Source organism: Glutamicibacter sp. BS14 (assembly GCF_056934375.1).
Genome location: NZ_CM167801.1, coordinates 1,997,596 through 2,011,469, shown reverse-complemented (window position 1 = coordinate 2,011,469; position 13,874 = coordinate 1,997,596). Strand labels below are relative to the sequence as shown.

Genomic DNA, 13,874 nt, shown 5'->3' with positions numbered 1-13,874 from the left:
TTACCTTCGGACGATGGAACGCAAGAGGCGAAGTGCCACGGAAAGTGAAGCCATGTCGTCTCGTTCCAGGCTGTTCACTTCCGCGAACATAGTCTTCGCACGATCAAGGTTAGCCGCGTTTGCCTCTTCCCATGCAGCAACACGCTCTGCCGGGTCAGCAATATCGCCGTGGGCATCCAGGATGTTGCCGGTCAGGTCGATGATCGTGGTGTACAGGTCATCGCGCATTGCGGCACGAGCCAGCGCCTGCCAACGATCCGAGCGAGGAAGGTTGGTGATGCGATTCAGCAGGCTGTCCACATCGAACAAGTCGTAGAGCACGTAGTATGTTTCTGCAACCTTGACCGGAGCGGTCCCGGTGCGGTGCACATATTCTGCCACGTCCAGCAGCGCGTAGGATTCGAACTGAGTCGCCCACATGCTGGCACGACGCTCCGGGATCCCCTGGTCCATGGCCTCTTCACGCCACTCCTGGAATCTCTGGAGGTCAGTGCCCCGAACCAAGGTTGGCAGGGCCTCACGCAGTTCGGTAACCGTCGCTTCGTAGCGTTTGACCGCTTCGGTGACCAGCAGTTCCTGATCGACGCGGTTGATGAACCAGCGGGTGGCACGGTCCAGCAGGCGGCGCATGTCGTGGTGCTGGCGGCCCCAGTGTTCCAGATCGGTTCCGGCAGGCTGTGCATTGATCGCATCGAACTGGCGGTCGAATCCGTAGATCTCACGCAGCGCGCAGAAGACCTTGGCAATCTGGACTTCGCTGGCACTGGTTTCTTCCATGGCACGGAAGACGTAGGTGATGCCGCCCATGTTCACGATGTCGTTGGCGATCACGGTCGCGATGATTTCTCGGCGCAACGGATGGCTTTCGAGCTGATCCCCGAAACGCTCTACCAACTTGGTTGGGAAGTAGCGGCGCAGGGTCCGGGTGAAGTACGGATCATCGGCGAGATCGGATTCGGTCAGCGCGTTCGCCAGCTGGATCTTCGCGTATGCGGCCAGCACCGAGAGCTCTGGGGTGGTCATCGCCTCGCCAGCGGCGCGGCGCTCTTCCAGCTGATCCGCGTTTGGCAAGAACTCCAAGCCACGGTTCAAGTCAGCATGGGCTTCCAGCCACTGCATCAGGCGCTCGTACGCTGGTGTCCAGGTCAGTGCCGCATGCTTCTCATTGAGCAACAACACGTTCTGTTCGAAGTTGGTCGTCAGCACCAGATCACCGATGTTATCGGTCATCGAGAGCAGGAACTCCGTGCGTTCAGCCTCGGTGAGATTGCCCGCCTTGATCTGGCGGTCCACGAAGATCTTGATGTTCACTTCGCGGTCAGAAGTGTCCACGCCAGCAGAGTTGTCAATGGCATCGGTGTTCAGCAGGACGCCCTTGCGGGCTGCCTCAATACGGCCCAGCTGGGTCATGCCCAAGTTGCCGCCTTCGCCAACAACTTTCACGCGCAGATCTGCGCCGTCGACGCGGATGGCGTCGTTGGCTCGGTCGCCGACCTGGCCGTGGGTTTCAGCCGCTGACTTCACGTAGGTACCAATACCGCCGTTGTAGAGCAGGTCCACTGGCGCTGAGAGGATGGCCTTGAGCAGTTCGTTAGGGCTCAGCTTGGTGGTGCCGGCGTCCAATCCCAGGACCTCGCGGACCTCGGCGCTAACCGGCACGGACTTGAGGCTGCGCGAGTACACGCCGCCTCCGGCCGAGAGCAGCTCCTTGTTGTAGTCTGCCCAGCTGGAGCGTGGCAGATCATACAGGCGCTGGCGCTCGTCAAAGGCGACCTGGGGATTCGGGTTCGGATCCAGGAAGATATCACGGTGGTCGAAGGCCGCCACCAGCTTCACGGTGGGGGTACGGCGCAAACCGTTGCCGAACACGTCTCCGGACATATCGCCCACGCCGACGGCGGTGAATTCGTCCTTCTGGGTGTCGATGCCCAACTCGAAGAAGTGGCGCTTCACCGATTCCCAGGCGCCGCGTGCGGTGATGCCCATGCCCTTGTGGTCGTAGCCCACCGAGCCGCCCGAAGCAAAGGCATCGCCCAGCCAGTGGCCCTTGTCGGCCGAGATCGAGTTGGCGATATCGGAGAAGCTCGCGGTGCCCTTGTCGGCAGCGACCACCAGGTAGGAATCATCGCCATCGCGACGAACCACGTTGGCAGGGGCTTCGATGTGCTCACCGTTTTCGTCGGTAACCATGTTGTCGGTCAGCTCCAGCAGGGTGCGGATGAAGACCTTGTACGCGCCCTTGCCTTCTTCCATCCATGCACCGCGGTCGAGAGCTGGATTGGGAAGCTGCTTGGCGTAGAAACCGCCCTTGGCACCAGTTGGCACGATGACGGAGTTCTTGACCATCTGGGCCTTGACCAGACCTAGCACTTCCGTACGGAAATCTTCTCGGCGATCGGACCAGCGCAGGCCACCGCGGGCCACGGCGCCGAAGCGGAAGTGGGTACCCTCAACACGCGGCGAGTAGACCCACAGTTCGTGCTTCGGACGCGGGAATGGCGCGAAATCGATCTCTTCCGGGGCCAGCTTGAATGCCAGTGCCTTGTGGGTGGTGAAGTAGTTGGTGCGTTTGGTCGCTTCGATCACCTTCACGAAACGGCGCAGCAAGGTGTCGGCATCCAACGTTGGCACGGATTCCAGCGCTTCGGCGACCTTTGCGTGCGCCTTCTGCCGAGCAGCTTCCGAAGCCACGGAGCTCAGCTGCGGGTCGAAGGTGGCCTGGAACAGCTCCACAATGGCGTGGGTGACTGACGGGTTGCCAACCAGGGTGCTGGCGATGAAGCCAGTGGAGTTCGGAACCCCGAGCTGCAGCAGGTAGTGGGCGTAGGCACGAAGCATCGAGACTTCCTCCCACGTGAGTCCCTCGTGCAGCACCAGTGCGTTAAGGCTGTCGGATTCGGCGAGGTTGCGGACCACTGCGCAGTAGGCCTCAGCCAGCTTGGCTTCCACGGCCTGGAAGTTGATCTCCTCATCGATCTTCAGGCCCATGTCGTAGATGTAGCGTTCGCCGATTCCTTCTGGATTCAGCTCGTAGGGGCGTTCATCGACGACTTCCAGACCCAGATGCTGCAGAACTGGCAGTATGCGCGAGAGCAGCAGCGGCTTGGTCACATAGATCTTCATGCGCTTGGAAACAGCAGAATCCTCATCCTGCTTCTCGTCATCGTAGAAGGAGACAACCGGGCCATCGACTTCTGGACTGCTCAACTCGGTGAGCAGGTCAATATCCTTCAGCGCATCTTCGATTTCGAACTGCACCTTGTAGGAAGCCGGGAAAGCTTCGGCCCAAGCATTGGACAGCGTGTTGGCATCGCCCAGTTCCAGGCGCGCGCGGGCGGTGTCAACGATGGCGTCAGACCAGGAGCGCACGGCCTTGGCAATACGATCCTCCAGTGCCTTGCGGTCAACCACGGGGGCCAGTCCGTGGCGTTGCAGGCGCAGCCGGTAGAACAAGCGAACGAGCGCGCCGGCACCCAGCTGCGCTTCATATTCAACGGATTCTGCGTTGAAGCTGCGCTGCAGCTCCTGCTCCACCCGCAGGCGCACTGCGGTGGAGAAACGATCACGTGGCAGGAACACCATGGCAGTGACGAAGCGGCCGTAGTCGTCCTTGCGAAGGAAGACCGAGGTGCGGCGGCGTTCCTGCAGGCGCAGGATACCGAGGGCAATCTTGGTCAACTCGTCGACAGAGATCTGGAACATCTCATCGCGTGGGTAGCTTTCCAGAATGGTGGTGATGTCCTTGCCCGAGTGGGAATCAGGCGCGAAGCCGGTGCGCTTCAGCACCGCTTCAACCTTTTCGCGTACCAGCGGGACGGTCTTCACGCTCGAGGTGTAAACACTGGAGGAGAAGAGGCCGATGAAACGGCGTTCGCCGTTGACTTCGCCATTGGCATCGAAGCTCTTGACTCCGACATAGTCCAGGTACACGCCACGGTGAACGGTGGAACGGGAGTTCGCCTTGGTCACGATCAGCGCACGCTTGTCGCGAGCGGTGATGCGGCCGCGCTTGGTCAGGTGCTGTGGACCTTGGTCCGCCAGATCGCGCATCAGTCCCAAGCCGCTGCCTGGGCGGGCGACCAGGACGTCTTCGCCGTTGATGGTTTCCAGCGAGTAGTCGCGGTAGCCCAGGAACGTGAACTTTCCGTCAGCTAACCAGTCCAGCAGCTCCGATGCCTGCTGCACCTCGGCGATTTCCTCAGCCTTCGGAGTCTGCGGAAGGCTCTGCGCAATATCCTTGGCCCGGTCCAGCATGGCCGGCCAGTCCTTCACTGCAACACGCACATCTGCCAGAACGCTATAGAGGCGCTCAACAAATTCCTTGGCCTGCTCATCGCTGAGCTCGCGAGCGAGCTCGACTGAAATCCACGATTCGATGCGGGTTTCTGCACCGGCCGAAATCAGGGTGCTCAAATCCGAGAGCGCAGCGGTGTCACCGCTGGCAACATGCTGCAGACCAGCATGGCTGATCTTTGAAATTTCGCCGGTCTCGGTCTTGCGGGAGACAACGAACGTCGGATGCACTACCAGCTGAATTGGTGAATTCAGCTGCACTAGTGCGGCAGTTACCGAATCAACAAGGAATGGCATGTCATCGGTGACGATGTGGACCACTGAAATTCCGTTGTTGCGGGTAATGGCGACATTAGCGTTTTCAGCATCACGCTGATACCCGATTTCCAGATGTGCTGCCACGCGAGCTTCGAGTTCGTCTGGCCGGTAGGCCGCCACGTCTTCGGTCGCAATTTGGCCATAGTACTCGCTCACCAATTTCGAGGTGAGTGTCTCATCCATGAATGATTCTGACATGCTGGATTCCGACGAGTTCAAAAGAACGCCTCCAAGAACAAAGTTCGATCAACCCGCGCCTTTGCGGATCTCTAGTTTTACCCACATTACTCGGTTTTCACCTCTGGGGTTCAAGCTTCGGAGTGAAATCGACGACTATTCCATTTCTTGGGTGAATCCGTGGAATTTATGCCGGCCAAAGACCGTATTTCCATACGCAATAGGCACCGAGGTGCGATTTCGAGCAATGGGCTTCCTCCCAGCACTGCCGCGTTGCACGCGGCGCTGTCCTCGGGCAGATACCCTGCGATTTGGTGCGTCGGCCCAAACCGGTCCCACGCTTCAATCAACCTGCGCTTCGGGCTGCGCCCGGTACTGCTGGCTCCCACGCGGTTGAAGACGATTTTCGGATTCAGCCCGGGCAGTGCATCCTCCAATTCGTCGATGGCGCGAAGTGCACGCGGAATTCCCAAGCTGTCGGCACGCACGATCATGAAAAGCTCATCGGAGCACTGGAGCATCTCGACGGTGACAGCGTTTCGCTGTGGTGCTTGGGTATCGAAACTGAGCTGTTCGTCCAATTCAATGTACGGAGCCAAATCCAATACGACCAGGTCGTAGTGAACTTTGAGCAGCATGGCCGCTCGCCGCAGCGCCGAGGCCCGGACCTCGGGCCACCGGCTAGCACGCGGGATTCCGGTCGCCACGCGCATGGTCGCCTCCCCGACCTGGACCAAGGAACATGCAGCGTTGAGTCGGGCAACATCCATCGAGCCGGCGTCGATGGCACGGCACAACTGCGCGATGGATGCCGATTCGTCCATGAGCCCCAATTGAATGGCGATGCTGGCGGCGTAGGTATCTGCGTCCAGAAGCACCACGGTTTTTCCTGCTGCCGCCGTTTCCACCGCATAATTCAGCGCGACGGTACTGCGCCCGGGAGATCCAGGGGCGCTCCAGAAGCTGACGATTCTTCCGTTCCGGCCCGTAGAGTCGTCCTCCGGTTCGGGAACCGCGAGCGTTCCGTCGGTTCCAGAATGATTCAATGACTGAACTACGCCCCTGATGCGTCCTTCCAGCTCGGCCATGCCGGAATCCGCAGGCAGATGAAGGACATCAGGCAATGGCTTCCAGTCTTCGGGCCGGGCAAAGAACAGGACAACCGCTGTCTGGCGCATCAGCAACGCATCAAGTTGTTCCATGGGCGGCACCAGCTGGGCGTCGGCAACGATCAGCACATCAGCCATTCCGGTATCGCAAGCGGCAATGGCTTCGGCTATGCCGGAGCAGACGCGGGTGACCATCAGTTCCCCGCGGTACCCTTCGATTTGCCGGACGATTTTCTCCTGGTCGCCGAGCACTACGACCGAAATACTCATTGTTCGGTCCCGGCCGGGTTGTAGACGACGATAATTCTCGATTCGTTTGCCAGCGCTTGAAGCAGCGGTTCAAGCTGATTCGGTTCCACCAGCAGTTCCAGGTTGGTGCCTTGGGTTCCCACCAGTCCCCCGCCGCTTTCAACGCGTGCGGCGACTTCGACCATGGAGGAGAGCTTTTCCGGGACTCCGTAGGTGCTGCCGCTGGTTTCGCGTTTGGCAATCCATACGTCAACAAAGCTACCGGGGGTAATCGACGAAGAAAGGTCTGCCGGAAGATCGACATTGACCGGCCTGCGCGATCCCACTTCACTGTGCATTATCGAGGTGACTGGAATCAGCTGCCCTTCGCTGATAAAGGTGTTCGCTCGGGCGTCCTGGCCGAGCTGCGCATCTGTGTGCAGGTAGTTCTCGAGAGTTTCGCCAAGCTGGACTTCTTGAGTTTTCATGTTCTCGCTGGTCAGCTTTTCTCCGAGGGTGATATTGGTGCTGGCGACATACACCGTGGACGTCTGATGCAATTCGCCGACCAGGTACACGGTTCCCGCGACCGAAGCGACTACGAGCACCGCGCCGAGAGCCAGGCGTGGGTCCTTCCAACTAGGCCGTCGCACACGCGAGGCCGAGGTTGTCCGCGCGTCCTGGGCGATCTGTTCTGTGATCAAGGCTTTGACCTTCCGCCAGCATAGGTGCTTATGGATGGTGAGCCTACGACAACTTGGTCCTGCTGGAAAGACCTTGCGTGCACTTGTGGATCACGAAAGAGTGATCGCTTCGACCCATCCGATAGCATCCAGTGGAATCAGCAGTTGCGTTGAGGCCTGCTGGGCTCTGGCGAATTCATCGCGAGGATGCACCAGAATAATCAAAAAATCCTTGGCTACCTGAGTCAGAGTTCCTTCAGCCATGGAGCTGCCCGCACGGCCAAAAACATGGCATCGTGCGCGGTCCCGGAGCAATCCCCGCAGAACCGAGGAAAACTTCACCGAGCGGCCCGGCGCCCGCCGTTCCACCGCAGGTGCGCGCCTCGGCGGAAGGGCAAAGGATTCAATCGCTCCACTGCGGATCACCCATTGGGCCTGCTCTGTTTCCAGGCAGATGTAATCGGTCGCGCAAGGGCCGAGCTTCGCGCGGAGTTCGCTTCCCCCGGCCAGCCGGAGGCTCAATTCGTGTCCGTAGAACCGCATCAGAGTAGGCAGCAGTTCGGCAGTTGCCCGTTCAACCCTGATGTTTTCGGCAATTTCTTCACGCAGCTGCGCCCGGCTCTGTTCTGCTAGCTGAGCCTCCAAGTCGTCGAAGAGTGAATCCCACCGCATGCGCCCACTGTACGAGAATAAACATTTTTGCGTAACCCTATTCACAAAACGATCTCTAAGTGTCACTATGAACATCAAACAACATCAAATGACATCAAAATTCATTCAAGGAAGTGATTCGGGTGTCTCGCCAACGGCAAATATTCGTGCTGCTGCTCTTTTCGGCAGCGTCATTGGTCATTATCTATGTGGGAATCCAGTGGATATCTGATTACTTCCGGTCCCCAGTCGATGGGCTCGCCACAGCGGACCACATAAGGCTTCTCGTCAGCCTTTCGTTCCTGGCGTTACTTACGCTGTACTTGCTGCGCGTGGCCTTGGCCCAGATGATCCGCTGGGCGTTCACCCACCGCAAGCCGAAGCTAGCGCGGTTCTTCGAACGAATCGCCCCCGCACTGAGCAGAAGAATTCTAGGCTCAATGCTTGGAACCTCGATTGCCCTCTCTTCAGTCGCTGCAGCCTACGCGGGTGAACCACTGGCAGTTTCCCTGGCACAGGTCCCGGCGGAAAACGCCAGCCAAGAACTAGCCAGCTATGCAGGCCCGCAGCAAAACTCCGTACCGAGCCCGCAATGGTTCCCCGAATCCATGAGCGTTCCCCTGAGCCCACTGGTATCCCCCGGGGCCAGGAATCCAGGCCAACGTTCGGTGCAACGCACAGAAGTTGTCGTCGCTGAAGGGCAGAATCTGTGGACCATAGCGGCAGAACATCTAGGTGCCCAGGCCACCGTGGAAGAAATTTCTGCCTATTGGCCAAAGATCTATCAACGCAACAAGAAGTCCATCGGCACCGACCCGGACCTGCTGCGAGTTGGAACGGTACTTGAACTACCGCCAGCCGGCTAAGCGCATTCAAGAACTTCCCCACGCCCAACTAGGAGTCATCATGAGCACCATCGCCATCAGCCCCCGTAGCGCCAACACCGGCTACTATCAACCGGACATCTACGCAGCCAACCTCCCAGACCCGAACCCGGCTGGCGCCACCTCGGCCGCCGAGCCTTGCCAGGCTCCGGCTCACCTGCGTCGGGCAATGGACAATATCTTCCATCGCTCTGCTGTCTACCGCAGCGAGCACCGGGCCATCGTTGAGATTTCGCATGCAGTAGCCCGCGCGGTCTTCGAAATCGTGGCTGGGTACCGCACCGTGAATCAGCTGGCATTCGTGATGGAGCCCTCTTGCATTGCCAAGCTCCGGCGCCGGGCCCTCCTGGAGACCCAGTGCTACACGCTCGAGCCGCTGCCGGGCACGGCACACGGGCAGATCATCTCATTGCACCTGGACCGGTGCATATCAGGTTCTTGGGAATGCACCGTCATCTTGGGCTTTAAATACCGCGTCCGTGCCGTGGCTCTGAAACCAGACCAACACTTAAACCCTGTAGTGCTAGGATTTGGTTATGGACATGATCGCGTACACCCGTATTTCCCTTGATGCTTCCGGCGAGAAGCTTGGAGTTCAACGTCAGGAAGCCGAGATTCGGGAATGGGCCGCAAGCAACGGGCACAACATTCTAGAGGTCTTCCAAGACAACGACATTAGTGCAACAAGCGGAAAAACTCGCCCTGCCTTTAATAAGGTACTGAAACACGAATGCCCGAACCTTGTTGTGTGGCACCTTGACCGCTTGGTTCGCATGACAAGTGACCTTGAGAAAATTCTCAACACCGAGAAGAACGTCTATCAGGTTACAGCCGGAGACTTGGATCTCAAGACCTCCACAGGCCGAGCACTTGCCCGAACTATCGTTGCTTGGGCAACAGCCGAGGTAGAGCGTAAAGCCGAACGTCAACGTGCAAAGAACAAGCAATCCGCTGAAGCCGGTAAGCATTATTGGAACAAAGGAAACCGACCTTTCGGCCATGAGCTAGACGGCTCCCTTAATAAAGAGGAATCAGACGGCCTGAAGCACGTCATCAATCGCATCATGCAAGGTGCCTCCATTGCCGACGCTTGCCGAGATCTGAACAGCAAAGGCCTAACCCCGGTCAAGGGCGGGAACCGTACCGCCGAATGGACCATCTCAAGCCTTGGCGCAATTCTCCGGAACAAACGAATCTGCGCTATCCGTGTATATAAGAGGGAAGATAAGGAAAACCCCGGCCAGTTCATTGTTGATGAATACCCCGCAAGTTGGGCACCAATCATCGACGTTGCGACGTTCGAGGCCTTACAACTCAAGCTCAAGACCAAGACGCGCACGCGCAAAGGCTTGAAGCGGGAGAATCTTCTATCTTCCGTTGCCCAATGCGGAACATGCTTGGATGCAGGGAAGCCTTCTAGAACCGTTGGTCAATCGCAATACACCTCTAGCGAGGGAACTATCGCCACTTACCGTTGCAGTACGGAGAAGCACAATACCAAGCGTGCTGACTACGCGGATGACTACGTGAGGGATGAAACCCTCATGGCATTGTCCATGCCCGAAGTTCTCGGAACTCTGGGGGTGGAGACGGATAAGTTGGACCAGCTACGCCAAGACCTATATAAGGAGTCAAAGGATTGGGAAGAGTGGCAAGCCGAAGCCGCCGCCGAAGGTTTCCGACCGAGTGAATACCGGGAACCCCGCCGTAGGCATGAACAGCGGGAAGCCGAACTTCTCCGTCAGATCGAGTCTGCCGAGCAATCATCGATCTTTGGCGAGGATTTCAGCTGGTTGTCTGTGATCACGAAATCCGATGAAGACCGGGCCGAGATGTGGAATTTGATTCCTTTGGAGAAGCGTCGATTGTTCGTGAAGATCATCTGGGATTCGATAACCATCTACCCTTCGCCACGCGGCAAGGTCGGGTTCGACCCGGAGACCATAGTTCTCGCACCGCACCCGGAAATTGCCGGACACCTTACTGAGGAGAACAAGCTCCGACATCTTGAGGCGCAGTTGCTTGAGCAGATTTTCGTAACTGAACCTTCATCCAAACCTTGACAAACCGAATATCACCTTCGAAGAGGCTCCTTTGTGGGCCTCTTCTTACATTTATCCGCTTGGACTACCTGTGGATAGACATACGGGCTACCTCTACACCTATCACATACAGTGACCCCCTAACCTATTTCTGACTAGGACTTTTTATAGATAATAGAACTCAGGTTAGTTCACGTTTGACTGGTCCGAATGGTTGTGGATAAGCTATTCCGGCACCGCCCAACCGGGCACAACCAACCGAAAGGAAATTCAAATGACCGAATCCGCAACCCACCCACAGAACTTCGTCAACGGAATCTGGGATGGTGACTTCCGAAGCGAAGCCCACGTTGCCGCAATGTCTGTTCTTCAGGAGAAATTCGAGGCACTGGTTGACAGCCTGAGCACCCTTGAACAACTTGCCCTAGTAGACGCTAGCAAGTCCGAATCTTTCAAGACCGAGGAATCGTACTCCGAGCCTGTCTTCAGCTCCACAGCTCATGCCATGGCTCAGGGCCTAGTGGACTTCTACAACTCCCGCGCTGGAGCCGGGGAATAAATTCGAAGACCCCGATGTTATACATGGGGTAAAACGCAAAAAAGTTTTTGAAACGGTCTTGCAAGACACTCCGAACGAGAGTACAATGCACACCCTTCAAAACCTGTGGTACAATAGTAGTACGAACAAAAACCGATGCGCTGTCTTGAAGCTACTTCCCTTGCTAATTGAAACTCACGCTTCAGGCGATATTTCCCGGTAGTTCGCTTTTCTCCTCAAACCTTGGTGGTTCTTGGTTTGGACTGTTTCATTCTCCTTATCTTGTGAGGCCGTTCGGTTTCACTGTCTCTTTGCGGACGGCCTCACTACGGATGACAGATACAACAAGTAACACTCGTTTGAGGAACACGGCCCTTAATTGGGCCTTTTCAAATCATTAGTTAAGACCCCGAGGGTCTACACGTCTATTTAAGGACTTTTCATGAAGTACGAAACAGTACAAACCCGCCAACCCCGCTCAGAGCTGTCTACCGCCAAATACCGAAAGGCTATGGCCGAGAAGCGTATTGAGAAGTGGGAAACCAAGATTGCCGCAGACCGCAAACTCATTGCCGAGATGAAGGAAGTCATCCTAACGAACGGAGAAGCCGCCTAGTGTCCATCCTCTTCTACATTGCCGGAGCACTTTTGCTCCCAACGGCACTCAGAATCGCACGTATCCGCCACATGAAAAAGCTCATTCGTAGAGCCAACGAGAAATAATTCAGTCCACCTGTAGCGCAAAACCCCGGAAGGGGCATTCCACGGATGAACGACATAACGACGAACACAACTTACGGCTTGCCCAACCGGGGCAGACCGAAAAAGAAAATTGGAGAAACAAAATGGCTAAGACCACCCTGACAGACCACCACTACGGCACCACCGAACCAGACGTCCACTTCCTAGTTGAGACCAAGGAAGACGCGAAAGCGATCTCAGAACTAGGCTTCAGTGCTCACGTCTACAGCATCGAAGGAGCACCGCTCACCGGATGGACCCCGGCCAAAGGTCTTGCAGAGAAAGAATTGAACGAGCTGGGCAGTAGCCTTCGCAAGAAGACGATTGTCCTTCTCATGGCACGATACATCCAAGCCAGCGAGAAGGTGCAGAAGCTTTGCACCGCGCTGAAGGAGTTTGCGCCCAACATCAACGCAACGTTCACCGCGCCGCAGACCGAGCCGGGGGCATCGATCAAGGACACCATCGAGCACTTCGGAACAGACCTGATGCCATCGATTATGGGCATCGGTCACCTCATGATTACCGATCAGGCAGAACAGGCCGAAACCTTCGAGGACTCCGGCGACGAGGATGACGAAGCAACCATGCTCTTCAACATGGTTCAAAGTAGCTTCACGCTGGCACGTACCCGCGACAACGCAACGTTGTTCCTTCTCCCGAACTCTACCGCCAAGCTAACCAGCCGCGCATACGAAATCGGCTCGACCGAGCTTCGTCACTGGATGACCCGCACTTACTACGAGCGCACCAAGAAGGTTGTCCCGTCTAAGGATGTCCGAGATGTTGCAGAAACCCTAGCCGGTCTTGCTTCAGCTTCCCCGCACATCCTCACCATCTCGAACCGAACCTTCCAAGATCTTTCCGGAAAGATCTGGATCGACCTTGGCACCGAGAATGGCAACGTCGCGGTCATCGAAGACGGCTCGTGGACTATCGAGAACTCTCTTCCGTACAACTTGGGACATGCCTTCCTCCGCAACGAAGCAACCTTGCCGATCAACAATCCGCAGGAGGTCAAGCTCAAGGATGCCCGAGCAACACTTGATACCCACCTTCTGCCGTACATCAACGCACAGAATGAGGATTGGCCTCTGGTGGTGGCTTGGATGATCAACCACCTGATCCCGAAACATGACAGCCCTATCCTAATGCTCTTGGCTACGCAGGGTTCCGGAAAGTCAACGGCAACCAAGGCGGTCAAGTTCGCTGTTGAAGGTGGTCTGGAGCTTGGAGAGGTCGGAGGCTTCAAGGACAACGAAGATGATGTGATGGTTGCCATGTCCAAGGCACGCGTCACGATGTATGACAACGTGTCCAAGATTTCGGAAGACCTGTCAGACCTTCTTTGCAAAGTGGTCTACGGCACCACACACGAAAAGCGAAAGCTACGCACGGACTCAGACGTTGTGACATTGAAAGTGAATTCCAGCCTGATCCTCAACGGCATCGAAACCGGACAGCTCCGAGGAGACTTGAAGAGCCGTATGGTTACCGTGAATCTGAATGCCGGAGTCTTGAAGCAGATGACCGGAGCCAGCCTGAAAACCGACATCGTGAAGGCACACCCGGCAATCTACGGCGCTCTCCTGACCTTGATTGCCAATGTCCTACCGTTACTTGAACAGGCTCCCGTATGGCCGTCTGATGGCCCAACGGGAATGCGTATGCAGGATTACGCCCGAGTGCTTTGGGCCTTGGATCAGCTCTGGAACACCAACGGTATTGCTCGATACATCTCCACACTCAATCAGGCCACAGAAGAGTTGCTCGATGATCCACTTCTGTTGACAGCTACCGCGCTGGTTCGCCGCTATGGAACCTACGTATCCGAGGATGGAGCCTACGAAGGCATCATTGGAGCCAAGGAACTGTTGAACGCGTACAACGGTTTGAGCGTAGGTAGCCGTCTCCAGTTTGGTGCTACCGAGCGCGAAACCATCAATCCCCAGAAGCTTGGCGGGATGTTGACTCGTGCCCAAGGCGAATGGACACGTCTCGGAGTGACCATCCGCAAGGAAGACCGCATCACTCTACGTGGAATCCAGCAGGTCACTTACTGGATTCGGGTGTCAAATCCTGAGCTTCAGAACCAAGCGGCATCGGTGAACGTCGAGAATTTCTAATCTGATGCAGACCTCTCACACACTTTCCGGGCAGATTCGGAGGGTGTGCGAGGAGGTCTGCAAGAACTTCGAAATTTCTTGGAG

General features: G+C 56.8%; 10 protein-coding genes. 6 read left to right on the top strand and 4 right to left on the bottom strand.

Annotation, left to right across the window (positions count from 1 at the left end):
- The 4 genes from AC1Z36_RS09565 to AC1Z36_RS09550 all read right to left on the bottom strand — a co-directional run bounded on the left by AC1Z36_RS09565 (position 1) and on the right by AC1Z36_RS09550 (position 7,555).
- A complete protein-coding gene (locus tag AC1Z36_RS09565) occupies positions 1-4,794 on the bottom strand; it encodes an NAD-glutamate dehydrogenase (protein WP_105656862.1) in 4,794 nt (1,597 codons plus the stop codon).
- A gap of 125 nt (positions 4,795-4,919) precedes the next feature.
- Positions 4,920-6,167 (bottom strand): CpaE/TadZ family protein, encoded by a 1,248-nt coding sequence (locus AC1Z36_RS09560; protein ID WP_483561232.1) that lies wholly within the window; start codon positions 6,165-6,167, stop codon positions 4,920-4,922.
- Positions 6,164-6,829, bottom strand: a complete 666-nt coding sequence (locus tag AC1Z36_RS09555) for a flagella basal body P-ring formation protein FlgA (RefSeq protein ID WP_166650796.1) — start codon at positions 6,827-6,829, stop codon at positions 6,164-6,166. Before AC1Z36_RS09555 ends, AC1Z36_RS09560 begins: the two co-directional genes overlap by 4 nt.
- A gap of 90 nt (positions 6,830-6,919) precedes the next feature.
- A complete protein-coding gene (locus AC1Z36_RS09550) occupies positions 6,920-7,555 on the bottom strand; it encodes a hypothetical protein (RefSeq protein WP_402734767.1) in 636 nt (211 codons plus the stop codon).
- A 47-nt stretch (positions 7,556-7,602) separates the two neighbouring features.
- On the opposite strand from AC1Z36_RS09550, the gene AC1Z36_RS09545 reads away from it, so the two are divergent.
- The 6 genes from AC1Z36_RS09545 (at position 7,603) to AC1Z36_RS09520 (ending at position 13,790) form a co-directional block, all read left to right on the top strand.
- Positions 7,603-8,325 carry a hypothetical protein gene (locus tag AC1Z36_RS09545; RefSeq protein ID WP_146112239.1) on the top strand — a complete coding sequence of 241 codons (723 nt, stop codon included), beginning with the start codon at positions 7,603-7,605 and terminating at the stop codon, positions 8,323-8,325.
- A 40-nt stretch (positions 8,326-8,365) separates the two neighbouring features.
- Positions 8,366-8,914 (top strand): Rv3235 family protein, encoded by a 549-nt coding sequence (locus AC1Z36_RS09540; protein ID WP_483561231.1) that lies wholly within the window; start codon positions 8,366-8,368, stop codon positions 8,912-8,914.
- Complete coding sequence (locus AC1Z36_RS09535; RefSeq protein WP_483561230.1) at positions 8,880-10,406, top strand: recombinase family protein; 1,527 nt, start codon at positions 8,880-8,882, stop codon at positions 10,404-10,406. Before AC1Z36_RS09540 ends, AC1Z36_RS09535 begins: the two co-directional genes overlap by 35 nt.
- A gap of 253 nt (positions 10,407-10,659) precedes the next feature.
- Positions 10,660-10,944 (top strand): hypothetical protein, encoded by a 285-nt coding sequence (locus AC1Z36_RS09530; protein ID WP_483561229.1) that lies wholly within the window; start codon positions 10,660-10,662, stop codon positions 10,942-10,944.
- Between the two features lie 421 nt (positions 10,945-11,365).
- Positions 11,366-11,539 (top strand): hypothetical protein, encoded by a 174-nt coding sequence (locus AC1Z36_RS09525; protein WP_483561228.1) that lies wholly within the window; start codon positions 11,366-11,368, stop codon positions 11,537-11,539.
- A gap of 229 nt (positions 11,540-11,768) precedes the next feature.
- Positions 11,769-13,790 (top strand): hypothetical protein, encoded by a 2,022-nt coding sequence (locus AC1Z36_RS09520; protein WP_483561227.1) that lies wholly within the window; start codon positions 11,769-11,771, stop codon positions 13,788-13,790.
- The last annotated feature ends 84 nt before the right edge of the window (positions 13,791-13,874 follow it).

Excerpts from the sequence above, each read along its gene's own strand:
- AC1Z36_RS09565 (WP_105656862.1), bottom strand. The coding sequence starts at position 4,794 with ATGGATGAGACACTCACCTCGAAATTGGTGAGCGAGTACTATGGCCAA.
- AC1Z36_RS09560 (WP_483561232.1), bottom strand. The coding sequence starts at position 6,167 with ATGAGTATTTCGGTCGTAGTGCTCGGCGACCAGGAGAAAATCGTCCGG.
- AC1Z36_RS09550 (WP_402734767.1), bottom strand. The coding sequence starts at position 7,555 with ATGTTCATAGTGACACTTAGAGATCGTTTTGTGAATAGGGTTACGCAA.
- AC1Z36_RS09540 (WP_483561231.1), top strand. The coding sequence starts at position 8,366 with ATGAGCACCATCGCCATCAGCCCCCGTAGCGCCAACACCGGCTACTAT.
- AC1Z36_RS09535 (WP_483561230.1), top strand. The coding sequence starts at position 8,880 with ATGGACATGATCGCGTACACCCGTATTTCCCTTGATGCTTCCGGCGAG.
- AC1Z36_RS09530 (WP_483561229.1), top strand. The coding sequence starts at position 10,660 with ATGACCGAATCCGCAACCCACCCACAGAACTTCGTCAACGGAATCTGG.
- AC1Z36_RS09525 (WP_483561228.1), top strand. The coding sequence starts at position 11,366 with ATGAAGTACGAAACAGTACAAACCCGCCAACCCCGCTCAGAGCTGTCT.
- AC1Z36_RS09520 (WP_483561227.1), top strand. The coding sequence starts at position 11,769 with ATGGCTAAGACCACCCTGACAGACCACCACTACGGCACCACCGAACCA.